Below are 21,963 nucleotides of genomic sequence, written 5' to 3'. Positions count from 1 at the left end.
TGGGAGTTCTAATTTTCTTATTTCACGACCTGAAGCAGGTCCCGGTTCAGCGTCAACGCGATGGCGCAGATCAGAACACTGCCGAAAAGGATTTGCTGCGCGAAGGCGTCAACGCCCATAAACGTCATACCGATACGCATAACGATGACGATGAGTGTACCAATCACTGTGTGGGCCACACCGCCCGTCCCCCCGGTGATCGCCGTACCGCCCACAAGTACCGCGGCTATCGCCGGCAGCAGCAATTGCTCGGCCCCCGCAGGATTTCCACTCGTCATGCGTGCAGCCAGTAAAGCGCCGCCCGCCGCCGCAAACGCAGCCGCAATGACAAAAGCAAGCAACTTGCTGTTCTCCACATGGATGCCTGACGCCCGCACCGCACTCTCGCCGGCGCCAATAGCACGAATGGCACGACCGAATTTGGTGTACCGCTGGATATAAATGCCAAGCAGACAGATCACGGTGCCAACGATGATGATGTTGGGAATACCCCAGGTCGAACTGATGACCGGCGTCAGGACGCTGCGATGGGCCGCCTCAATGGTCACCGTCTGCGAGCCAGAAAGGAACAGCGCCAGCCCGGTCACCACCCCGCCCGTTGCAAGTGTTGCAATGAACGAAGGCACACGCAAGTGCACATGCACCATGCCTGACATCAACCCCGCAAGTGCCCCCGCTGCGATCGCCGCCGGATAGGCCGCAAAGCCGAGCGTTGGAATGGTCATCGCAACGATGACGCCGCCGAGCGAAGCAACCGCTGGCACGGAAAGGTCAATCGAGCCCAGAAGGATCACAAAGGACAATCCTGCAGCGAGCGTGAAGAGAACCACCGCGTCGGCCAGCACCACCAAAATGGTACTGCCGCTGAAAAATCCCGGCGACGCCAGAACAATAAGAACCGAAAGAATGATCAGAAACAGCATTGGCGCTGCCTCACGCACAAGCTGACGGGAAGACTTAAAACCGCTCATACCATGTGCTCCACAATACGTGTTTGGGATGGCTTGTTACCAGCAGAAGCATCGATTTCAGCCTGCAATTCACCGTCGCGCATAACGAGCACCCGGTGCGACAGGCCAATCGTCTCGGCAATGGTGTCGGCCAGCAGCAAGATGGCATAACCGGCCGAACACAGTTCCCGGATAAGACTGAAAACTTCGTGCTTGGCCCCCACATCGACGCCGCGCGTCGGATGATCCAGAATCAGAATTTTTGACTGCGCATTGAGCCACTTGGCGATCACAACCTTTTGCTGGTTACCGCCTGAAAGCGAACGGATTGCAACCTCCGGACCGGGTGCCTTCACCCGCAACCGGTCGATCCAGTGCCTGGCGAGCGCAGTTTCCTTGGCCTTGCTCAAGCCGAAGGCGCCGGTCACGCTGTCAAGATTGGCAAGCGAGATGTTCTCCGAGATCGAAAGCATGGGAACCATACCTTCCGTACCACGCTCGGAGGGTACAAAGCCGATACCGTTCTTCACCGCCGTTGACGGGTCCGGCACATCAACTTTTTTGCCATGAACGTAAATTCCGCCGCGCTCGGCAGGCTCCATGCCAAACACGGCACGCACCAGCGCTTCACGGCCAGAGCCAATCACGCCGGCAATGCCCAGCACTTCGCCCTCATAAAGCTTGAGATTGACGTTCTTGAATTCATTGCCGCGACAAAAGTCACGCAGTTCCAGCGCCACATTGTCTTGCGGGGGCACCTGCTTGTCCTCAAGATAGAAATTGTGCTCGAGCGTGCGCCCCACCATAATTTCGTGCAGCTTGGTTTCATGCGCGTCGGCAACCGGCATTTCGGCCACGACCTCAGCATCCTTCATCACGTAGATGCGATCCGAAATCGCAAGCACTTCATCAAGCCTGTGCGACACAAAAATAAAGCTCGCCCGGCTTTTCAGTTCGCGGATGCGCGCAAACAGCACGTCAATTTCGGCCTGCTCGAGCACCGAGGTCGGCTCGTCGAGCAGAATGACCAACCGCTTGGAAGTACGCTCTTCCAGCGTCAGCGCCTTGGCAAGTTCAACCATTTGGCGCTGGGCAAAGCTCAGCTTGCCGGCGATAATCGCGGGATCGACATCGACCCCCACCTTTTCCAGATTGCGTCGCGCGGCCTTGCGCATGGCAACATGATCGACGAGCCCATATTTGAGGAAACGCCCTTCCTGGCCAAGATACATGTTCTCGGCAATGGACATTGTCAGGATCAATGACTGTTCCTGATAGACCATGGCGATACCGGCGTCATTGGCATCCAGCGGTCCGTTGAACTGCACCTGTTGCCCGTCAATCGTATAGGATCCGGATGTGGGACGCGTTCCGCCAGCGAGTATACGCATCAGCGTCGATTTGCCGGCACCGTTCTCACCAACCAGACCAACAACCTCGCACGGGTGTATCTCAACGTCGGCCTGGCCGATGGCTTTGACCGAGCCATAAAGCTTAGTGATATTTTCAAGCCGAATGGTCATTTGCAGATCCCCTCGCGCTTGCCTGCAGTTGAAGAGGCAACCGCGATGATGATCAGCACACCCAGGACAGCCTGCTGAAGGTAAGGCGGCACACCCATCAGGATCATCCCATTGGTCAAAACGACCACCAGCAGCACACCAACAATCGCGTTGACCACGCCGCCGATGCCGCCACTTAGCGCCGTGCCACCAAGAACCACCGCAGTAATGGCGATGAACAAGCGTCCTTCGCCAATATCGGCATTACCCTGCCCAAGCTGTGCCACAGCCAGCGCGGCGGCAAGGCCGTAAAAGCCACCAGCTATGGCAAACACCATAGCGCGCGTACGCATGATCGGCAGGCCGGCGAGCCGCGCAATCGATTCCTCACCACCAATCGCCATCACATGACGCCCAAAACGAGTACGCGCCTGGAACACGATCGCCAGCACAACCACCCCAATGGTCAGCCAAACGGAGAGCGGCAAACCGAGAAAACGCTGCATGACGAGAATACGCAGATCAGCACTGCGCACTGCAATCGTGCCGCCACTAAGTAAAAGAGTAGCCAGGCCGGCGGAAACGAACCACATGCCCAGCGTCACCATGAAGGACGGAATCTTCAGAATCGTATGCAGCAGGCCGGAAACAGCGCCGGTCGCAACACCTGTGAGCACCGCCACCACAAGCGCGATAACGCTGCCCACCGGGCCCGGGTCAAGTTGAAGCACCATGACTGTTGTCGTTGCAGAAAGGGCCAGAACGCCCTCTATCGACAGATCAATGCTTCCCATGAGAATGACGAAAGTCACCCCCACGGCCAACAACAACGGAATAGCCGATGATGCAGCTAACCGGCTCAAATTGGCACCGCTCAAAAAGTTAGGATTGTAAATCGACACGGCAATGACAGCGACAATCAATGCAATAATCGTCGGCGCGAGACGCGCAATCGAGGACTTGGACCGCATCCAGGCGGGCAAGCGCTGTGAAAGCGGCGAATATCCGGCGGTTTCGGTGGCCATGACGGCAGACTCCCAAACCTTGAGGCTGAATAGAACGAATGGTAGAGGCCGCACCCGATTACGCGGGCGCGGCACACTCAAGGCTTAAGATTGCGGAATACCGCTATCATAGCGGGCCCAGATGTCGTCGACCGCCAGCGCAGGCTCCGACCCGAAATTGTTCTGGAAGAACTCTTCGGCATTGCCGGAATCGATCAGCCTGCCCTTGACGTAGAATTCACGCTTGTCCTTGCCAAGACTTGCAACGTCGAGTTCACCTGTACGTGCCAGAAGTGGCACAGCCAGACCATAGGACCCCTGCCAGAACGGATCCCAGGAAACGGTCGCAGCAAGCTCACCATCAACCACACCCTGCACGGCAGTTTCGATACCATCGATACCCGAGATAGCGATTTGACCGCCCATGCCATTCACACGCAGCGCTTCAAGAGCACCGATAGCCATGTCGTCATTCGCACACCAGATCCCCTGAAACTGGCCGGAAAAACGGGTCAGCCATGTATTGACGATGTCATAGGCTTTTGCCGCCTGCCAGTCGGCAACCTGGAAGTCGAGTAGTTCTACATCCGGCGCAGCTTCAAGTGCCTGCTCAAGACCTGCACGCCGCTGAATCGCCACGGTGTTGGACAGCGTGCCACCAAGTGCCAGCAATCCACCCTTTCCTCCCATGACGCGAATGACCTCGGCAGCAGTCTGACGACCGTATTCGGTGCCGTCATAGCTCATATGGGCAACATAGTTCGGCCCCAGCTCCCAAGGATGCAGATCTTCCGGCTTGTTCCACTGGGTAAACACATGAGCGCCGGCCTCAACGCAGGCCTCCGCGATCGGACGCGCATCAGCAGCATCGTTCGGGTCAACATTTACAACCGCATTTCCTCCGGTGCGGGCAAGAATACCACGAATGTCCGCAACACCCTTTTCGCTATCGCCCTCTGTGACAAGGGTGACATATTCAAGACCAACCGAATCCGCGAAGGCCTTGCCGCCCGCATTCCATGCGGCGTGATAGGGATTGGACAACGAGCGGATGGAGTTCACCAGCAACGGCTTCTCCCCTTGCGCAAAGGCGCTACGGGAAAACGGAAGCGTTGATAGAGCGGTCAACGAGGCAACACTTCCCAGAAACGCCCGACGTGTCGGCTTGAACTGTAGAGATTTAGTCATTTTTTCCTCCCAAATGGCTTTGACTTGCTATTCATAGCCTATGAATAACTATGCACATCGTGTTATAGACGTCAATCTGGAAACTATAATTTTCGCATATCAAGGATGGGCGAGTGCAATTCAGGAGGCAGGAATGTATGGATCAGCCACGCTCAGTCATCTGAAGGTTTCAAGAGACAAGCATCCCATAAGCTATAAAAAGCATGCCTTGAAACAGGTAGCTACAAAGGCGTGAAAGCGTGATTCAGCATTGGCTTTGGTCAATGAGCCGCGCGATAAGACGAACATCCGATAGGCAAAACTACTGCAAAGTGGAGCGTTGGAGATGACGCCTTTTGCTGCTGTGCAAAACCAGCTGTAAAAAATGATTTTTGAATTCGCACAAACGGAGAGCAATCAGTGACAAAACGATACGCATCATCCACTGATGTTGCTAACTTGGCTGGGGTATCCCAATCCACGGTGTCGCGCTGTTTCGGTGGCGACACCAAGGTTTCCCCTGAGGTTAAAGCACGCGTGCTCGCTGCAGCCGAGAAGCTCGCCTACCGTCCGAATTTACTGCCTCGCATCATGCTTACCGACCAATCGAAGATCGTGGCCTTCGTAACCGGTGGTTTGCACAATCCTTTTTATTCCCGTGTACTCGAAGAATTCATCAAGCGACTGCAGGATATGGGCTGCCAGGTCATGGTTTTTCATGTCGAGAGTGATGATTCACTTGATGCTGTTGCGCCGCGTCTCTCTGGCTATCGCGTGGACGCGATTGTCTCTGCGCTTTCGGTTCTTACCGACACCGCACTCGAACAATTCACGAAACTCGGTATTCCTCTCATCTCCTTCAACACCCGGTTGCAAAAGAAAGGCCTTTATTCGATTAGCAGTGACAATATGCTCGCAGGCCAGCTTGCCGCCCGTCACCTTATCGAGGAAGGCGGCCAGCGGCTCGCCTTTATCGGCGGACCGGATAACAACCCTGCAAATATCGACCGTTGTCATGGCTTCACCAAAGAAGCGCAAAAGCATGGCATCACACCGGTCATTCTCAACGACGAATTCACGTTTGCCGGTGGCGCGCGTCAGGCAGCAAAGCTATTCGCGATGTCACAGCAGCCCGACGCCATTTTCTGCGCCGACGATCTGATCGCAATGGGCGTGATAGATACCTTATGGCGCACGTCCGGCATCAAGCATCCCGACACATTGCGCGTTGTAGGCTGTGATGACATTCCTCAGGCGTCATGGGCACCCTATGACCTGTCGACCATACAGCAGGATGAAAATGCGATGATTAATCGCGCCATCTCCATCTTGGAGAAGATTTACGCGGATACCCTCGAAGAAGAAGATGGCCAGTACATGGTCGAGTGTCACATGGTGGTGCGCAGCTCTTCTAAGACCGGTGTCCTGCTGCCTGCGAGAACTATATAAAGTTTGCTGCAACCTGCTCTCTTGGCTTGCGCGGCGAAGAAGACAGGACATGCTAACACCGCAAAGCTTGGCCTTGATCCTTCCGCCAGGTCTGGATCGGCGGACGCGCAAGCTTCACGCCTCAAAATCAAGAGCAGCCGTCAATTGTCCAGAACGCCAAAGCGTTGACGATAATCCTGGGGAGATATTTTCAGAATTTTGACAAAGGCCCGCCGCATTCGCTCAACATCCCCAAAGCCACAAAGTTCAGCAACCCGGGCGATCGAATAGCGCGTTTCTTCCAACAATTGTTGCGCAACCTCGGTCCGGATGGCTTCAACGGCCTTGCCAGGTGTTTTGCCGGTCTCGGCGGCATAAATCCGTGCAAAGTTTCGGGGGCTCATATTGGCTCGTGCGGCAAGCTCTTCGATGCGCAGATCTTTGTCGAGATTGCTGATGATGAAAGCATGCAGTTTTTCAAAGCGATCAGACCGGCCTGACACCTGACGGCCCAACGCAACACTGAACTGCGATTGCCCACCCGGACGAACGACATAGGTAACCAGCGACCGGGCAAGCGAAAGAGCCGCGCGTCTCCCAAGGTCTTCATCCACCATAGCGAGAGCCATATCAATTCCCGCCGTTACGCCGGCAGAAGTCCAGACATTGCCATCCCTTATATAGATTGGGTCAGATTCAACCTTTATGGCTGGATAGCCGGATGCCAATTCATCACAATTTTGCCAGTGCGTTGCCACCCGACGCCCGTCCAGTATTCTGCAGGCCGCCAGAATAAACGCCCCTGTACAAACCGACGCGACGCGCGCCGCATGGCGTTCTAACCGCTTGATTGAGGCGACCAATTCAGGGTTACGCGAAGCGATACGTGAGCCGTCTCCCCCCACCACTATCAGTGTATACTCACGATGCCCAAGCCAGTCTGAATACGGAACTGTAGCAATTGGCAGCCCCGTATCGCTCGTCACATCACCGCCTTTAAGCGACACCACCACGGCTTCGTAAGCTTGTGCCCCAGCGCCCTCATCAAAAGCATCAAAAAAGACCTGAAGGGGCCCCGTCAGGTCCAGCAGCTTGATCCCGGAATAGACAAAAAACAGGACAAGTTTTGGTAATTCATCAGAACGATTTTTGGCAGTAATTGAGGTCATGTTGTCATTTATGCCAGATCGCGACTTGATAGTCTAGGCAAACCAAAGCGGACAGGAGACCATCATGTTGATGCTAAAGCCGAATTGCGAATGCTGTGACAAAGATCTGCCGCCCGAAAGCATGGAGGCGCAGAGCTGCTCATACGAATGCACGTTTTGCAAAGATTGTGCGGATGATGTTTTCGGCGGCATATGTCCGAACTGCGGTGGCGAACTTCTTCGTCGCCCAATCCGGCCAGCAGCCTATCTGGTGAAAAACCCGGCATCGACAGAACGGTTCGTGAAAGCGCATCCCGAATGCGCACACCTTCTCAAGCAGGCCGGGGAGTCTCGCGCATGATATCCGTTGCCGCACTCATTTTTCCCAACGTTCAAACGCTTGATCTATTTGGGCCGCTAGAGCTACTCGGGTGGCTGCCATCGGAGTTCGAGATAACAACGGTCTCGGAAAACCCGGGGCTCGTCAGGTGCCGAAGTGGTCAATCAATTGCGGTCGACCGCGCATTGAGCGAGAGGAGCGACTACGACATCGTGCTCGTTCCCGGGGGGCCTGGTACGCCGGTCGAAAATCAGAGTGAAGCCATTAACGATTGGCTGATTACATCCTCATTGTCAGCGCGTACCGTGATGAGTGTTTGCACCGGCAGTGCATTGCTTGCCAGCATCGGCTTGCTTGATGGGCGCAGAGCGACAACAAACAAGATGGACTTTGAATGGGCGACCTCGTTCGGCAAAAAGGTCGACTGGGTCGGCCGCGCGAGATGGGTCGAGGATGGCAAGTTTTTCACGTCATCCGGCATCTCGGCTGGCATGGATATGTGCTTGGCAGTCATTGCACACCATCTGGATCGAGAGACAGCTTTGTGGGTGGCAAAAAACGCTGAATACACCTGGCACGAAGATGCATCATGGGACCCCTTTGCTGTCGACCACGGTACGCTTTGAGAATGCGTGGTACCCGGGTCACCCACGGTAATGATCTCCGTTCGAGTTGACAGGCTGCAGAAATTTGAGGTACGTACCTCAAATACGCAAACAACTGCTATAAAGGTCCCTGAGGGGAACGTTCCGGCGGCCTATATACATGATCGCCGAGGTTTCGAGACGTAATCATCAAGCGCATGCTGGTCGCCTGCAAACATGCAATTTGAATCTTTTGCCCGTGAAAGCCACGAAGGACACAAAAAGTGAAATCGATGCTATTTGGGATAATCGTTGGAAGTCGTGGCTTTTTCCCCGCCCACCTTGCAGCAACTGGCCGCCAGCATATGATCGACGCAATTGAGAAAGCTGGTCACAAATCTATTGTCCTCGGCCCTGACGAGACCGAACACGGGGCCGTACAGTCCTTTTCGGATGCAAAGGCATGTGCGGCACTGTTCAAAAAGCATGGCGACGAGATTGACGGAATTATTGTCACGCTGCCAAATTTCGGAGAAGAGCGGGCGATTGCCGACGCCCTGCGCCTCACGGGTTTAAAAGTTCCTGTGCTGATCCAGGCCACGCCTGACGATCCAGAAAAGATGTCAATCCAGTGGCGTCGCGACAGTTTCTGCGGAAAAATGTCTGCGTGTAACAACCTGAGGCAATATGGCATTCAATACTCTTTGACGAAATCACATTGTGTCGATCCATTGAGTGATGAGTTCCAGGCTGACCTTGAGACATTTTCTGCAACTTGCCGCGTCACTGGTGGTTTGCGCGGTCTGCGTATCGGTGCGATCGGCGCTCGGCCGCAGGCTTTCAATACCGTCCGCTACAGCGAGAAATTACTCGAAGCAGCCGGGATTTCCGTCATCACGCTGGATCTCTCCGAAATACTGGGGCGCGTGTCACGGCTTGACGATAATGCCCCCATGGTCGTCGAAAAAATCGAGGCGATAAAAGGCTACATTTCTGTCGAGGGTGTGCCGCACCCCGCCATCCTCAAACAGGCAAAACTCGCAGCGGTAACAGAAGAATGGATGCGAGAAGCCGACGTAACCATCAGCGCCGTCCAGTGCTGGACCTCGATTGAAGAAAATTTTGGCGTCGTGCCCTGTACAATGATGAGCATGATGAGCTCCAAACTGATGTCGAGCGCCTGCGAAGTTGATGTGTGCGGATTGATCGGCATGCACATGCTGGCCCTGGCATCTGGAACACCCAGCGCACTTCTGGACTGGAACAACAACTACGGGGGCGCCGCCAACAAAGCCGTGTGTTTCCATTGCAGCAATTTGCCGAAAGAGTTTTTCAAAGACTACAGGATGGATTTTCAGGAAATCATCGCTGGCACCGTCGGCAAGGAAAATACCTACGGAACCATAGACGGCTCAATAAAGGCCGGCGAAATGACCTATATTCGCATCAGTACTGATGATGCGACGGGGCGCATTCGTGGCTATGTCGGCGAAGGCAAGTTCACCGATGATCCGCTGGAAACCTTTGGAGGTGCCGGTGTCGTTGAAATTCCAAACATGCAAAGGCTGTTGCACCATATTTGCGAAAATGGCTTTGAACATCATGTTGCAGCAAATTTCTCTTCGGCTGGCGATGCGATAGTTGATGCAAGCCGTTATCTGGGCTGGGATATGCATGTACACGCCTAAAATGGCCGACTGCCCCCTGCTGTGACAATGCCCGTGTGTTTCATCAAACTGTTGATAGAGCTGGAGTAAACGACATATGAGCATTGATGGCGCCCAGAAACTAAACGGGCATTGCCTTTGCGGTGCGTGTTCTTTCGAGCTGGTTGGGCCGCATAACTGGGTGGGGCATTGTCATTGCGAAAGCTGCCGCAGAGCGACAGCGTCACCGTTTACGACCTGGATTAGCCACGAAAATGGCAATTGGCGTTTCATTGGAGAAAAAGCCCTAAGTTATGAAAGCAGCGCCGGAAACACACGGGGATTTTGTGGCACCTGCGGCTCTCCCATGTATTTCAAATCGGATCGTTTCCCAACCGAAATGCACTTCTATGCGGCTTTATTGAGTGAGCCTGAAAAGGTCGTCCCAACCATACATTTCCACGCTGACGAAATGCTGTCCTGGGTTCATTTGGCCGACAACCTCCCCTACAAGGATCATACCGCCTGATCGTCTGGCATAACGGCCGCTACGGAAATTGGATCCAGCCATCATGGACGTTCAGAGGCGTCACGGGCGAGAACGACCAGCCCCCTGCCCCGAAGTTCGGTGTTGGCCGCATTTTTTCGTGTTTCCTCGTTTACAGAGACCTGCGAGGAAAGCATCGGCTTATCCGGCCCGGATCATCGCACCCCTGCACAGGGTCCACGTAAATGGATATCATTTCTGGAGTACAACACTATGCTGTCTGGCGTATGCATCGGCACGAACGATATGAATGCCGCTGGCGCGTTTTATGACGAGGTTTTATCAACCATCGGAATGACATGTGTTCTGAGCGAACCGGCGGAGCGAGGTTACGCCGCCGCAGATGGTCGTATCACGTTGTTTTTGGTCAAGCCATTCAACGGACAACCTGCCACCTCCGGCAACGGAACCCAGGTCATGTTCTACGCACCAAGTTCAGACAGCGTGGATGCATTCCATAGCACCGCTATTAGTTGCGGCGGAACAGATGAAGGCGCCCCTGGATCACGCCATTACCATCCCGACTACTACGGCGCCTATGTTCGCGATCTGGATGGAAACAAGTTGAACGTGTCCCTGGAGATCAGGCGGGACGCGAAAAACAGTTGAAATCGCCAACTTGAGTCACTGCGAGTGCAATATCATCTTCCGATATAGAACCGTCACCGGCGGCAGTATGTGCAACGGCGTCAGTTTCTCGCATTTGTTGTCGCCATGATCGAAAATAGCCGATTATGAGGTCAGCCGGTTCAGATTGGAAATTATCTGAGACAGACCTGATTTGAGGCAGTCCATTTGTTCCGCTGACATACCCTGAACCAGCCGTGCTTCCTCCAGCTTTGCTTCTTCAAACAAAGAACTTGTGACCTTTTCACCCTTCTCGGTTAGCCAAACACCATTGGAGCGGCGGTCATCTGGAGAAGGTTTGCGAACCAGCAATCCGTCACTTTCCAATTGATCAAGAATATTGACGAGGCTTGAACGCCGCAAGGCTACCGCTTCAGCCAGCCTGCTCTGCGGCTGGCCGGGGTGTTCACGTATTACCGACAGTAGGCCCAGATAACGCGGCGCTTTGCCATATTTGCTCAGCTTCTCTTCAAACGCGCGAAACGCAAGAATTTGAGCCATGCGCAATTTATAGCCGATCATTTCACCGGCGACCCCCGCCCCCAGACCAGTGTCTTCCACCGCGCTCGTGAACTTACTTTTCAACTCGCCCCGCCTTTACATCTCTTCCAAAATTAGCCGCTTGACGTTATCAGCCAATTCATTATTGTTCTATACCGAACAGTTTAATACCGAACATAATACGTTCACCGGATCCTGAACAGCTTTATCATAGGACCGAAACGTTGAACGAATACCAACGGCTTTGGGAGGAGCTGGTGCATGGCCATGTTGCCGGGATTATCGCATTGGCAACCTGAAGATGAGGGCGAAAGTCTTCAGGACATAACCTTGGGCGGATTGCTGCGTTCGCAAGCGCAGTCGTTTGGCGGGCGTCCAGCAATAATCTTTGACGAGCCCACCATGGCCGTCAGCTGGACATATGCCGAACTCGACGCGGAAGTTGATCGCGTTGCGCGCGCTCTGATTGCCATTGGCACTGCTGCCGGTGACCGCGTCGCGCTCATGTCACCCAACCGGCCGGAATGGGTTCTGCTCGAATACGCTCTCGCGCGTATCGGCGCCGTGCTCGTTACCGTCAATCCTGCATTTCGTAGTGCTGAACTGAGGTACCTTCTCAATCAGGGACGCATCTCAACCCTCATCTGTGCCGACATGTATCGGGGGTTCTCATTCGCAGGGATAGTGGCCGAACTCGTTCCCGACTTGGCCAGCTGCGAAGCAGGGCAACGCAAGACCCACGATCCGTTTCCCCACCTGCGTAACGTCATCGGCCTCGGCGACAATCCCATCAATGGATCACAGCCATTTACACAGTTTCTGGACCGGTCAACAGAGATTGGCGACACAGAATTTGCCGAGCGGTGCGCCGCGGTAAAGCCAAACGACATTTCCCAGCTTCAATATACGAGCGGCACAACCGGCAGCCCCAAAGGCGCAATGCTGACCCACTACGGCACCGTCAACAACGCCATGCTGGCTGCCAGACGCGCGGGCTACACCCAGCATGACATCATGGTATCTGCCATGCCGTTTTTTCACACCGCTGGCTGTGTGTGCAACGTAATGGGCATGGCAGCGGCAGGCGGGTGTCTGGTGGCTATGGAAAATTTCGACGCCGACAGAATGCTGAGCCTGATCGAAAAATACCACGGCACGATCACTAACGCTGTCCCCACGATGTATGTGCGTCTTTTGCAGGATGAAAAGCTCATCTCTGGTGAGCGCAATTTGTCCTCGTGGCGCATCGCTTACACCGGCGGCACCTCCATTCCCCCCTCCCTTATGCTGGAATTGCATGACCGTATCGGCGCGAAACCAACGATTATCATGGGTATGACGGAATGCAGCCCGATCATAACGCAGACCATACCCACTGCCCCGCTCGCGGAGAGAGTACACAACGCCGGCCTGCCGTTACCTCACGTTGAAATTCGCATCGTTGATACCGAGACGGGACAAACCACTCCGACCGGACAGACAGGCGAGTTGCACATTCGCGGTTTTCTTGTCACCGCAGGCTATTTTGACATGCCGGAACGCACCGCCGAAGCAATCGACAGCGACGGTTGGTTGCACAGCGGCGATCTCGCAGTTCTGGATGCCAATGGATATCTTCGCATTGTCGGGCGCATAAAGGACATGCTGATCCGAGGCGGCGAAAACATCTATCCCGCAGAGATCGAAGATCACCTTCTCCGCCATGAAATGATCTCGCAGGCCCAGATTGTGGGTGTGCCGAATGCTGAATTCGGTGAGGAAATATTCGCCTTCATCGTAACGCGCAACGGAAGCGAAATAGACGCAGACGCCTTGCGCCAATGGTGTCGTCAGAACATGGCGCGTCACAAGCTCCCCCGTTATATCGCGCGTGTAAACGACATGCCACAAACCGCGAATGGCAAGATACGCAAAATAGAATTGCGCGATCTGGCCACCAAGATGATCGCGGAAGGAAGTGTACAATGACGACCGAAGCCCCGCATCTGTTGGAGGAACGCCGAGGCCACGTCCTCTTGCTGACCCTGAACCGGCCACAGTCCCGTAACGCTATCAGTCCCGAAATGGCATGCCGCCTTGCGGATGCATTTGACGCCTTCCAAAAGGACAATGATCTGCGCGTGCTGGTTCTGACAGGCCAGGGAGACAAGGCGTTCTGCTCAGGCGGTGACCTGGCTTTGACATTGCCTCTCCTGACGGGCGCCCGGCAGCCGCAAGACGAATGGGATCGTCGCGTGGTCAGCGATCAGGGGATCATGGACCGCTCCGCCCTACGGAATGTCGAGATCGATAAACCGATTGTCGGCGCCATTAATGGTCCCTGCCTCGCCGGCGGCATGGAGACTATGCTCGCCACGGACATCCGTGTTGCTTCCGACACCGCTGTGTTCGGCCTGCCTGAGGTGAAACGAGGACTCATTCCTTTTGCAGGATCATTGGTGCGCCTGCCACGCCAGATGCCCCATGCCATCGCCATGGAACTCCTGTTGACCGGCGAACAGATCGACGCCACGCGAGCGCTTTCAGCCGGCTTGGTCAATCATGTGGTTGCTGCCGACCTCGTGCTGCCCACAGCTCTCGGGATCGCAGAAAAAATTGCCGCCAACGGCCCGATCGCAGTTCAGCAAATCAAGAGAACCGTCAGGCGTGCCTCAGGCAGCAATCTCAAAGAGGGGTTTGCGTTTGAGGATGAGGCAAAAGAGGTCGTGCTCAATTCTCAAGACGCGCGTGAAGGCCCTCGGGCCTTTATGGAAAAACGTGACGCGAGGTTCATTGGTCGATGACAGGCAATGAACAAATTGAGCTCAAGGATCGTGTCATCGTGATCACTGGGGCGGGACGCGGCATCGGCCGCGCGGCAGCCCATGCCATGGCGCGGGCCGGCGGTGCGATCGTGGTCAACGACAGGGATCCCGATGCGGCAGAAACCGTCGTTGACGAAATTCGGGCAAGCGGCGGCCGTGCAACCCCGTGTGTGGCCGCGATTGGCACAGCCGAAGCTGCCGACAAATGCATTGCAGCCGCTTTGAACAAATTCGGCAGACTGGATGTGATGGCCTGCAATGCAGGTATTCTGCGCGACCGGATGGTGTGGAACCTGTCCGACGAAGATTTCGACGCAGTCATCCACACCCATTTGCGTGGCACCTTTGCCTGCGGCCGCGCAGCTGCGCGTCATTTCAGGCAATCTGGAGAAGGCGGACGGCTTATCCTTGTCTCCTCAATTGCCGGCCAGCGCGGCAATCTGGGTCAAACATCGTATGCCGCAGCCAAGGCAGGTATCGCAGCTCTTGCGCGCACTTGGGCACTTGAACTGGCCAAAGCCAATGTCACTGTAAATGCCATTGTTCCAAGTGCAATGACCGCCATGACCAACACCATACCTGCCTTCGCACATCTTGCCGATATTGTCGCCCGCGGCGAACCGTTGCCCAACAACATCCGGCAAGATTTTGGCCTCGGCGATCCTGATGATGTGGCCCCGCTCTTCGTTTATCTCGCCTCTGAACGGTCATCGGCATTGACCGGACAATGTATTGGCATCGGCGGGGATCGGCTTTCGATATGGAGCCATCCGGCAGAAGCGGCATTTGAGCTCCATCAGGGAGGATGGAGCCTTAACGCACTTACTCAGGCGCTGGAGGGGCCACTCGCTGACGCCCGGCAGAGCATTGGAATCGACTTTAACTGATTGCTCTCGACGAGGAGAGCGTAAATGGGAGGAAACGAATATGAAGAAGCTACTTTTGATATCCTGCGCATTAATGGCGACCGGATTTTCTGCACAGGCGCAAGAAGTCACTTTCCGGCTGGCCCACTGGCTGCCCCCGCAGCACGCGGTGTCGCTCACCGGCATCGCCCCGTGGACTGAATCAATCACCAAAGCCTCGAACGGTACAATCAAGTTCGAGATTTTCCCGGCTCAGCAGCTTGGCTCGGCGCCGGATCACTACGACCTGACCCGCGACGGCATTGCCGACGTCGGCTATGTGAACCCTGGCTACAATGCCGGCCGTTTCCCGATCTTCGAGCTTACCGGCGTGCCGTTTGAGGCCAACTCAGGAACAAGGGGCGCGAAAGCTATTCACGAATGGTATCAGGGGAAATACGCAGACAAGGAAATGGGCGACGTCCATTTTTGTCTGGTCAATCCCCATGAACCCGGCAGGTTCCATGCCAATGTGCCGATCAAGGTGCCAGCTGACGTGAAAGGCAAGAATGTCCGCCCAGCCCACGCAACAATGGCACGGTATGTTGCTTCACTTGGCGGATCGTCGGTGCAGGTGCCCTCGCCAGAAGCGCGTGAAGCCATTGCGCGTGGCATTGCTGATGCCGTGACCATTCCCTACGAAGCCATGAAAATATTCAATCTGGCCGAAGTCACCACGTTTCACAACGACCTGCCGCTCTACCTTTCAGCGCAGGTGCTTTTGCTCCACAAGGACAGCTATGACAGCCTTTCTGCCGACCAGAAAAAGGTGATCGATGCCCATTGCACACCAGAATGGTCTAAAACCTTCTCCGAGGGCTGGGCTGAATATGACAACGGCGTTCGTCAAGAAATGATCGACAGTCCTGAGCATGAAGTCTACACGCCAACAGAAGAAGAAACCGCCCTTTGGGTCGAATCTGCCAAGCCGGTTCTAGAAGCCTGGAAAAAGGATGCCGCAGCAGCGGGCGTTGATCCTGAAGCCGTACTGAGCGGCTATCGCGCTGCCCTGGAAGCAAACGACGCCAAATACTGATTGCGTTTGACGAGCTTGGGAAGAGGCATGCACCGTCATGCCTCTTCCCCCCACCCAATTGGAGTGCGCGCTGATGGTTATCCCTTCGCCAAACCCAAAAGAACGGCCCACCGAACGGATCATTCTGCTCGTAGAGCGCGTCGCTGCGATCATGCTGGGACTTGTAACATTGTTGATATTTTTTTCAGCCATTGGCCGATATTTGCTCGCGCGCCCCGTCCCGGACGCCTTTGATATTTCTCGGCTGACCCTTGCGGTCGCCGTCATCTGGGGCTTTGCCTCAATTGGATTTCGCGGCAGCCATATTAAGGTGGACCTTTTGACCGAGGCCCTGCCACGGCAATTGCAAAGATGGACAAACGCCTTCGCCTGGCTCGTCCTTCTCATTTTCACCGCCGCGCTGGCCTGGAAAGTTGGAGGCCGTGCATTGTCGCAACTTTATGGCGGCGAACTAACCATGGACTTGCGCATCCCGCACTGGCCTTTTCTCGCTGCCATCGTTCTTGGACTGATCATGGCACTGGTTACCACCGTCATCCGCTTGTGGCGTGTTGTCGTTCATGCTGAAGGCCTGGAATCGCACGAAGTCCAAGGAAACAAAGAATGAGCGCGAACGATTTTGTTGCGATCGGTGGGTTTGTCATACTGTTTGCACTTATGCTGGTGCGCGTGCCCATCGGCATAGCGATGGGTGTCGTCGGTGTTGGTGGCTTTGGCATGATCGTCGGCTGGGCGCCTGCGTTTAACCTTCTGGCAACATCGCCCCTGCGCACCCTCACGGATTTCAACCTTACCCTCATCCCGTTCTTCATCCTGATGGGTGTCCTCGCTACGCGCTCAGGCATGAGCCGCGAAATGTTCCGCGCCGCGAATGCGACGATGGGCTCCATGCGCGGCGGTCTGGGCATGGCAACGGTCGGGGCCTGTGCCGGATTTGCCGCCATCTGCGGCTCATCAGTCGCAACTGCAGCGACCATGACAAATATTGCCTATCCAGAAATGAAGCGCGCCGGCTATGGTGACGATATTGCCACCGGCGTTATCGCTGCAGGCGGCACACTGGGCATCCTCATCCCGCCGTCAGTGGTTCTGGCGGTCTATGGATACATAACCGAACAAGACATTGGCACCTTGTTTATCGCCGGCGTTCTCCCCGGTCTTCTGGCAGTAGTGATGTACCTGGCAACGGTCCGGTTCTGGTATGGGCGGCATCTACCCGCGGGAGAGCCCTTCAGTCTGGCCAAAGCGATCAGCGCCTTGCGCGACGTCTGGGCGGTGTCCATCCTGTTCCTGGCAGTTATCGTTTCAATCTATTTGGGTTTGGCAACCGCCACTGAAGCCGCGGCCGTGGGTGCTGTGATGACAGCCTTGATTGGGCTGGTACGGCGCCGGTTGAATTTAAGCTCTTTACTCGATTGCCTCGTCGAAGCGTTGCGGACGTCGGTCGCCGTCTACACCATTCTTATCGGCGCAATCTTGTTCGGCTATTTCCTGGCCATTACCCAGACACCCCAGAAACTCACCTTTTTCATGGTGGATCTTGGCCTGGGGGCCTACGGCACGTTGGCGCTTATAATGGTGCTGTTTGTAATCATGGGATGTTTCCTTGACGCCATGGCGATGATCATCCTGATGGTGCCAATTGTCTATCCGGTGATCACAATGCTTGGCTTCGACCCGATCTGGTTTGGCATCATCATCGTCATGACGGTTGAACTCGGCATGATCACCCCCCCTGTTGGCATGAACGTGTTCGTCATCAACTCAATTGCACGACACGTGAACCTGGTCACGATTTTCCGCGGCGTCCTGCCGTTCGTGGCCACCGACGTGTTGCGCCTGATCCTGCTCATCGCCTTTCCGGCAATCGTCCTATATCTGCCTCAAACCATGCAGTGATTTTAAACAATAGCAGGAATTTTCGGGGCACGGTTTTGCATACCGCACGGACAAATACGGGAAACTGGCTCGATAACAGACGGGCGGTCCCGCCCTATTGCCCAGACTGCCCGTGTTTATCCGTCAAACGGTGCAGCCGTGCGTAGTTTGCTGACCAGCATATCCACAAACGCCCGCGTTTTGGCTGATGCGTATCGGCCTTCGGGGTGAATAACGTGAATCGGCATGGGCTCGTCCTCAAACTCTTCGAGGACAATCTTCAAAACCCCTTCAGCACAAGGCTTGGCCACCTGATAGGAGAGCGCCTGGGCAAGCCCCCATCCGCTGACCGCCGCAGACAACGACGCCTCTACATTGTTGCAATATAACCGGGGATGAAATCCGGTCATGTCCCTGTTCGCGCCACCAAACCGCCATTTAATCGGCGCTGACGAGCCGGTCGTCGCGATAACCGAGTGGTCAGAAAGAGCTTTAGTATCCAAAGGAATACCATTCCTTTCGAAATAGGAAGGCGCGCCGCAAATGACTCTTCTGACGGCGCCCACCTTGATGGCGTTAATCCCGGAATCCGGCAAATGCCCGATACGCACGCCAACATCAACACCTTCTTCGACCAGATTGGCAACACGATCGAACAACAACGCACGCCCCTGAACGGCAGGGTATCGTTCTAAAAATTCAACAAGAACTGGCATCACAAAAATGTTGCCGAACATAACCGGCGCCGTAACCGTCAAGGTGCCAACCGGCTGCGCATAAGATCCGTTTACCGCGGCTTCCGCCTCCTCCATGTCGGCGAGAATACGACGGCAATCCTCGACATAAAGCCGCCCGGCTTCCGTCAGTTTCACAGCACGGGTCGACCGCAAAAACAACTTGGCACCAACCGCCGCCTCAAGAAAAGCCACGGCCCGCGTTGCCTTGGGCGGACTGATGTTCAATAGACGGGCAGCAGCCGTAAAGCTGCCAACCTCCGCAACCTTCACCACTACTGCCATACAATGCAGCTTATCCATCTCCACCTCACATTATTTCATAATATGAAATATTCTATTTATAAATACCAGCATTCTAATTCTTATATAAAACAATCAATATGGGGAGAACTTTCAAAACGGAGATCGCTATGAAGCTTTATGACTTCGAGCTTTCAGGGCATGCGCATCGGGCGCGTCTGTTTGCCTCCCTGATCGGCGCAAATGTCGAAATCGTCCAAATGGATCTCGCCAATGGGGCCCACAGGACCCCGGAATTTCTCGCGATAAACCCTTTTGGCGAGGTGCCAGTGCTCGAGGATGACGGCGTAATCATCACCGATTCAACGGCCATCCTAATCTACTTGGCCAAAAAGGCCGGAAATACCGATTGGCTCCCCGAGGACGCGCTGGGCGCAGCGCGGGTGCAGCGCTGGCTTTCCGTCGCTTCTGGCGAGATTGCATATGGCGTATGCGCAGCCCGGCTGCTCACCGTATTCAACAAGCCATTTAACGCGCAGGAAGTTATCGCCAGAGCGCATCATGTCCTTGAGATAATCGACACCGAACTCAAGAACCGGAAATGGATTGCTTCAGATCACCCCACGATCGCTGATGTTGCGCTTTACAGCTATATTGCGCGTGCACCCGAGGGCAATATTGACCGCTTCAGATACGACAATGTGACGGCATGGCTAAAACGTGTTGAAGCCCTGGGCGGGTTCGTGGCGTTCCCTAAAACCGGGATCGGCCTTACGGACCCCTCTTGATCATGGGGCGGAACATATGACGCTGAAATCAGAACATGTCCCTGACAACACGCCATGGCACGCGGGTGAGTTGGCGCTACAACAAAGCGCTGGCGTGGCCGAACAAATGGATGGCGTTGGCCGGCGTGTTTTGCGCGACTACCTGACCGAACAACACCGCCTGTTCTATCCTTTGTTACCATTCGTGGCAGTCGGTGCTGTCGACAAACACGGCGATGTATGGGCAACGCTAAAGACTGGCCATCCCGGCTTTCTCTCCGCCCCCGACGCTCACACGCTCAGTGCCAGAATTGATCGCGACGCGCAGGACCCTGCCGACAGTGGTCTGGGCGACGGTGATGCAGTCGCCATGCTCGGGATTGAACTGCATACGCGCCGCCGCAATCGTCTGAACGGCACAATCAGGCGCCACGCGCCGGATCGGTTTGATGTCACGGTCCGCCAGGCCTATGGCAATTGTCCGCAATACATTCAGTTGCGTGACTATGAGTTCGTACGTGAGCCCGAGATAAACACAACCACCCCGGCAGAGGCACTCGTGGATCTTGATAAAAGGGCAAAGGATGTGATCCGCAACGCGGACACCTTTTTCGTTGCCACATATATCGACACACCCGGCACTGGAAGACAGGTAGACGTATCTCATCGCGGCGGAAAATCCGGCTTTGTGCGGCTAAATCAGGATAACACGCTTACAGTGCCTGATTTCGCGGGCAATCTGTTTTTTAACACGCTGGGAAACATCGCGATTAACGGACATGCTGGTTTGGTGTTCATCGATTTCACCTCAGGGGAACTCCTCCAGCTCACCGGTGAGGCAAAGGTCATTCTTGATTCTGAGGAAATAAAGACATTTCAGGGTGCCGAACGCCTTTGGACATTCAAGCCGCGTAAAATCATTCGCCGCCCGGATGGGGTACCATTGCGTTGGCGGATGCAAAACAAACCATGGTCGCCCCATGTTTTTCTGACGGGTAGCTGGGAGGAAAGCGAACAACGGCTCTCAGCAAGATCGATGGCGGCAACCTGGAGAACCTATCGAGTTGAAGACATTGTAGATGAAAGCACCACAATACGCTCATTTCATCTCTATCCAACCGACGGCATGGGAAAGCCACCCCACGCCGCGGGACAGCATTTAGCAATCCGTTTGACCTTGCCGGGCAACACTCACCCCATCATACGCAACTACACCTTGTCCACGGCCCCATCCGACGATTTCCTGCGCATCAGCGTCAAACGGGAAGGCTTGCTATCAACGCACCTTCACCACGCGATACAACGCGGCGCCACTATTGACGCACGTGGCCCCAGCGGCGCCTTCTCAATCGATGCAAGTGAAACGCGACCGGCCGTTATGCTGGCGGCGGGTATCGGCATTACCCCGCTGCTCTCAATGTTGCGGCATCTCGTCTATGAAGGCAACCGCACCCGTCGCACCCGCCCGACCTGGTTGTTCCATGCGGCAAGAACCAGGGCAGAGCGCGCCTTCGACTTTGAGATTGCCAACCTTGTTGAGACCGCCAACGGGGCGGTCAGATGGATCCGCATCCTCAGCGATCCGGCAGATGCGGCAGCGGAAACCGAATTCGATCACGCCGGACGCATCGACATGGCGCTTCTGCGCGAGACCCTGCCTTTTGATGATTTTGACTTTTATATCTGCGGGCCCGCCCCCTTCATGCAGTCGGTTTATGATGGCCTTGTCGGCATGAGCGTTCCTGACGAAAGAATTCATGCAGAAACCTTTGGACCCTCCGGAATTGTGCGACAGTCTGCAAAGGAAGCGGCGTTTTCAATAAGCCCGCCCCCTGCTGATGAGCCCGTTGAAGTCAGATTCAACGATGCGTCGGTAAAGGCCGTTTGGCGGCCTGACACCGGCACGCTGCTCGATTGCGCCGAAGCCGCAGGACTTTCACCACCCTTCGACTGCCGCACGGGCACCTGCGGAACTTGCCGCGCCACCGTCGCGTCTGGCGCTGTAACGCACATCAGGCACATCACCGCACCATTGAACGATGGAGAGGTTCTGCTCTGTTCGGCAGTACCCGCAAAAGCAAGTGCATCGCTCAAGCTCACCTTTTAGGGAGCAAGCTCTTATCCCTTTGGCCAGCACCAGTCAGTCCGGATT

At 55.2% G+C, this 21,963-nt stretch carries 21 protein-coding genes; 14 read left to right on the top strand and 7 right to left on the bottom strand.

Annotated features, from left to right (window positions below; translation table 11 throughout):
• Nucleotides 1–17 precede the first annotated feature (17 nt).
• The 4 genes from L1P08_RS01945 to L1P08_RS01930 form a co-directional block, all read right to left on the bottom strand.
• Nucleotides 18–971, bottom strand: coding sequence for an ABC transporter permease (locus tag L1P08_RS01945; protein WP_303618330.1), 954 nt, complete (start codon nucleotides 969–971; stop codon nucleotides 18–20).
• Nucleotides 968–2,473, bottom strand: coding sequence for a sugar ABC transporter ATP-binding protein (locus tag L1P08_RS01940; protein ID WP_303618329.1), 1,506 nt, complete (start codon nucleotides 2,471–2,473; stop codon nucleotides 968–970). The genes L1P08_RS01945 and L1P08_RS01940 overlap by 4 nt, the downstream gene beginning before the upstream one ends.
• Nucleotides 2,470–3,477 carry an ABC transporter permease gene (locus tag L1P08_RS01935; RefSeq protein WP_303618328.1) on the bottom strand — a complete coding sequence of 336 codons (1,008 nt, stop codon included), beginning with the start codon at nucleotides 3,475–3,477 and terminating at the stop codon, nucleotides 2,470–2,472. Before L1P08_RS01935 ends, L1P08_RS01940 begins: the two co-directional genes overlap by 4 nt.
• 84 nt (nucleotides 3,478–3,561) lie before the next feature.
• A complete protein-coding gene (locus tag L1P08_RS01930; RefSeq protein WP_303618327.1) occupies nucleotides 3,562–4,644 on the bottom strand; it encodes a sugar ABC transporter substrate-binding protein in 1,083 nt (360 codons plus the stop codon).
• A gap of 399 nt (nucleotides 4,645–5,043) precedes the next feature.
• Here L1P08_RS01930 and L1P08_RS01925 point away from each other — a divergent pair, with 399 nt between their 5' ends.
• Nucleotides 5,044–6,072: a LacI family DNA-binding transcriptional regulator gene (locus L1P08_RS01925; RefSeq protein WP_303618326.1), complete on the top strand. Its 1,029-nt coding sequence runs from the start codon at nucleotides 5,044–5,046 to the stop codon at nucleotides 6,070–6,072.
• 140 nt (nucleotides 6,073–6,212) lie between these two features.
• Here the strand turns inward: L1P08_RS01925 and L1P08_RS01920 are convergent, their stop codons facing one another.
• The gene (locus tag L1P08_RS01920; protein WP_303618325.1) at nucleotides 6,213–7,220 is read right to left on the bottom strand and encodes a GlxA family transcriptional regulator; all 1,008 of its coding nucleotides are present in this window, start codon (nucleotides 7,218–7,220) and stop codon (nucleotides 6,213–6,215) included.
• Nucleotides 7,221–7,284: 64 nt separating this feature from the next.
• Between L1P08_RS01920 and L1P08_RS01915 the strand changes: the two genes are divergently transcribed.
• From L1P08_RS01915 to L1P08_RS01895, 5 genes are all read left to right on the top strand, one after another.
• Entirely contained in the window at nucleotides 7,285–7,560 is a 276-nt protein-coding gene (locus L1P08_RS01915; RefSeq protein ID WP_303618324.1) for a DUF1272 domain-containing protein, read from the top strand.
• On the top strand, nucleotides 7,557–8,165 hold the full coding sequence (locus L1P08_RS01910; RefSeq protein ID WP_303618323.1) for a DJ-1/PfpI family protein: 609 nt from the start codon (nucleotides 7,557–7,559) through the stop codon (nucleotides 8,163–8,165). The genes L1P08_RS01915 and L1P08_RS01910 overlap by 4 nt, the downstream gene beginning before the upstream one ends.
• Before the next feature lie 251 nt (nucleotides 8,166–8,416).
• Nucleotides 8,417–9,811 carry an L-fucose/L-arabinose isomerase family protein gene (locus tag L1P08_RS01905; RefSeq protein ID WP_303619474.1) on the top strand — a complete coding sequence of 465 codons (1,395 nt, stop codon included), beginning with the start codon at nucleotides 8,417–8,419 and terminating at the stop codon, nucleotides 9,809–9,811.
• Nucleotides 9,812–9,887: 76 nt separating this feature from the next.
• On the top strand, nucleotides 9,888–10,298 hold the full coding sequence (locus L1P08_RS01900; protein WP_303618322.1) for a GFA family protein: 411 nt from the start codon (nucleotides 9,888–9,890) through the stop codon (nucleotides 10,296–10,298).
• 102 nt (nucleotides 10,299–10,400) lie between these two features.
• Nucleotides 10,401–10,925, top strand: a complete 525-nt coding sequence (locus L1P08_RS01895; protein WP_368077120.1) for a VOC family protein — start codon at nucleotides 10,401–10,403, stop codon at nucleotides 10,923–10,925.
• 123 nt (nucleotides 10,926–11,048) lie between these two features.
• On the opposite strand, the gene L1P08_RS01890 is transcribed toward L1P08_RS01895, so the two are convergent.
• On the bottom strand, nucleotides 11,049–11,528 hold the full coding sequence (locus tag L1P08_RS01890) for a MarR family winged helix-turn-helix transcriptional regulator (RefSeq protein ID WP_303618321.1): 480 nt from the start codon (nucleotides 11,526–11,528) through the stop codon (nucleotides 11,049–11,051).
• Nucleotides 11,529–11,705: 177 nt separating this feature from the next.
• On the opposite strand from L1P08_RS01890, the gene L1P08_RS01885 reads away from it, so the two are divergent.
• The 6 genes from L1P08_RS01885 to L1P08_RS01860 are packed head-to-tail and all read left to right on the top strand — an operon-like array spanning nucleotide 11,706 to nucleotide 18,088.
• A complete protein-coding gene (locus L1P08_RS01885; protein WP_303618320.1) occupies nucleotides 11,706–13,412 on the top strand; it encodes an AMP-binding protein in 1,707 nt (568 codons plus the stop codon).
• Entirely contained in the window at nucleotides 13,409–14,227 is an 819-nt protein-coding gene (locus L1P08_RS01880) for an enoyl-CoA hydratase-related protein (protein ID WP_303618319.1), read from the top strand. Before L1P08_RS01885 ends, L1P08_RS01880 begins: the two co-directional genes overlap by 4 nt.
• Complete coding sequence (locus L1P08_RS01875) at nucleotides 14,224–15,135, top strand: SDR family NAD(P)-dependent oxidoreductase (RefSeq protein ID WP_303618318.1); 912 nt, start codon at nucleotides 14,224–14,226, stop codon at nucleotides 15,133–15,135. Before L1P08_RS01880 ends, L1P08_RS01875 begins: the two co-directional genes overlap by 4 nt.
• Entirely contained in the window at nucleotides 15,116–16,189 is a 1,074-nt protein-coding gene (locus tag L1P08_RS01870; RefSeq protein ID WP_303618317.1) for a TRAP transporter substrate-binding protein, read from the top strand. The genes L1P08_RS01875 and L1P08_RS01870 overlap by 20 nt, the downstream gene beginning before the upstream one ends.
• Nucleotides 16,190–16,247: 58 nt before the next feature.
• The gene (locus L1P08_RS01865; RefSeq protein WP_303618316.1) at nucleotides 16,248–16,796 is read left to right on the top strand and encodes a TRAP transporter small permease; all 549 of its coding nucleotides are present in this window, start codon (nucleotides 16,248–16,250) and stop codon (nucleotides 16,794–16,796) included.
• Nucleotides 16,793–18,088 carry a TRAP transporter large permease gene (locus tag L1P08_RS01860; RefSeq protein ID WP_303618315.1) on the top strand — a complete coding sequence of 432 codons (1,296 nt, stop codon included), beginning with the start codon at nucleotides 16,793–16,795 and terminating at the stop codon, nucleotides 18,086–18,088. The genes L1P08_RS01865 and L1P08_RS01860 overlap by 4 nt, the downstream gene beginning before the upstream one ends.
• Before the next feature lie 116 nt (nucleotides 18,089–18,204).
• Here L1P08_RS01860 and L1P08_RS01855 read toward each other — a convergent pair whose 3' ends face one another.
• Nucleotides 18,205–19,104 (bottom strand): LysR family transcriptional regulator, encoded by a 900-nt coding sequence (locus L1P08_RS01855; RefSeq protein WP_303618314.1) that lies wholly within the window; start codon nucleotides 19,102–19,104, stop codon nucleotides 18,205–18,207.
• Nucleotides 19,105–19,214: 110 nt separating this feature from the next.
• On the opposite strand from L1P08_RS01855, the gene L1P08_RS01850 reads away from it, so the two are divergent.
• Nucleotides 19,215–19,832 carry a glutathione S-transferase family protein gene (locus tag L1P08_RS01850; protein ID WP_303618313.1) on the top strand — a complete coding sequence of 206 codons (618 nt, stop codon included), beginning with the start codon at nucleotides 19,215–19,217 and terminating at the stop codon, nucleotides 19,830–19,832.
• A gap of 16 nt (nucleotides 19,833–19,848) precedes the next feature.
• On the top strand, nucleotides 19,849–21,918 hold the full coding sequence (locus tag L1P08_RS01845; protein WP_303618312.1) for a 2Fe-2S iron-sulfur cluster-binding protein: 2,070 nt from the start codon (nucleotides 19,849–19,851) through the stop codon (nucleotides 21,916–21,918).
• The last annotated feature ends 45 nt before the right edge of the window (nucleotides 21,919–21,963 follow it).

This window comes from Mariluticola halotolerans (assembly GCF_021611515.1).
Lineage (GTDB): Bacteria > Pseudomonadota > Alphaproteobacteria > Rhizobiales > Devosiaceae > Mariluticola > Mariluticola halotolerans.
The sequence above is the reverse complement of the archived record's forward strand: the minus strand, read 5'-3'. Positions and strand labels throughout refer to the sequence as shown.

What these genes read in the sequence shown, in the direction of transcription:
- L1P08_RS01920 (WP_303618325.1), bottom strand. Translation starts at nt 7,220, where the DNA reads ATGACCTCAATTACTGCCAAAAATCGTTCTGATGAATTACCAAAACTT.
- L1P08_RS01930 (WP_303618327.1), bottom strand. Translation starts at nt 4,644, where the DNA reads ATGACTAAATCTCTACAGTTCAAGCCGACACGTCGGGCGTTTCTGGGA.
- L1P08_RS01940 (WP_303618329.1), bottom strand. Translation starts at nt 2,473, where the DNA reads ATGACCATTCGGCTTGAAAATATCACTAAGCTTTATGGCTCGGTCAAA.
- L1P08_RS01850 (WP_303618313.1), top strand. Translation starts at nt 19,215, where the DNA reads ATGAAGCTTTATGACTTCGAGCTTTCAGGGCATGCGCATCGGGCGCGT.
- L1P08_RS01855 (WP_303618314.1), bottom strand. Translation starts at nt 19,104, where the DNA reads ATGGATAAGCTGCATTGTATGGCAGTAGTGGTGAAGGTTGCGGAGGTT.
- L1P08_RS01945 (WP_303618330.1), bottom strand. Translation starts at nt 971, where the DNA reads ATGAGCGGTTTTAAGTCTTCCCGTCAGCTTGTGCGTGAGGCAGCGCCA.
- L1P08_RS01900 (WP_303618322.1), top strand. Translation starts at nt 9,888, where the DNA reads ATGAGCATTGATGGCGCCCAGAAACTAAACGGGCATTGCCTTTGCGGT.
- L1P08_RS01905 (WP_303619474.1), top strand. Translation starts at nt 8,417, where the DNA reads ATGCTATTTGGGATAATCGTTGGAAGTCGTGGCTTTTTCCCCGCCCAC.
- L1P08_RS01880 (WP_303618319.1), top strand. Translation starts at nt 13,409, where the DNA reads ATGACGACCGAAGCCCCGCATCTGTTGGAGGAACGCCGAGGCCACGTC.
- L1P08_RS01915 (WP_303618324.1), top strand. Translation starts at nt 7,285, where the DNA reads ATGTTGATGCTAAAGCCGAATTGCGAATGCTGTGACAAAGATCTGCCG.
- L1P08_RS01845 (WP_303618312.1), top strand. Translation starts at nt 19,849, where the DNA reads ATGACGCTGAAATCAGAACATGTCCCTGACAACACGCCATGGCACGCG.
- L1P08_RS01935 (WP_303618328.1), bottom strand. Translation starts at nt 3,477, where the DNA reads ATGGCCACCGAAACCGCCGGATATTCGCCGCTTTCACAGCGCTTGCCC.
- L1P08_RS01875 (WP_303618318.1), top strand. Translation starts at nt 14,224, where the DNA reads ATGACAGGCAATGAACAAATTGAGCTCAAGGATCGTGTCATCGTGATC.
- L1P08_RS01860 (WP_303618315.1), top strand. Translation starts at nt 16,793, where the DNA reads ATGAGCGCGAACGATTTTGTTGCGATCGGTGGGTTTGTCATACTGTTT.
- L1P08_RS01885 (WP_303618320.1), top strand. Translation starts at nt 11,706, where the DNA reads ATGGCCATGTTGCCGGGATTATCGCATTGGCAACCTGAAGATGAGGGC.
- L1P08_RS01910 (WP_303618323.1), top strand. Translation starts at nt 7,557, where the DNA reads ATGATATCCGTTGCCGCACTCATTTTTCCCAACGTTCAAACGCTTGAT.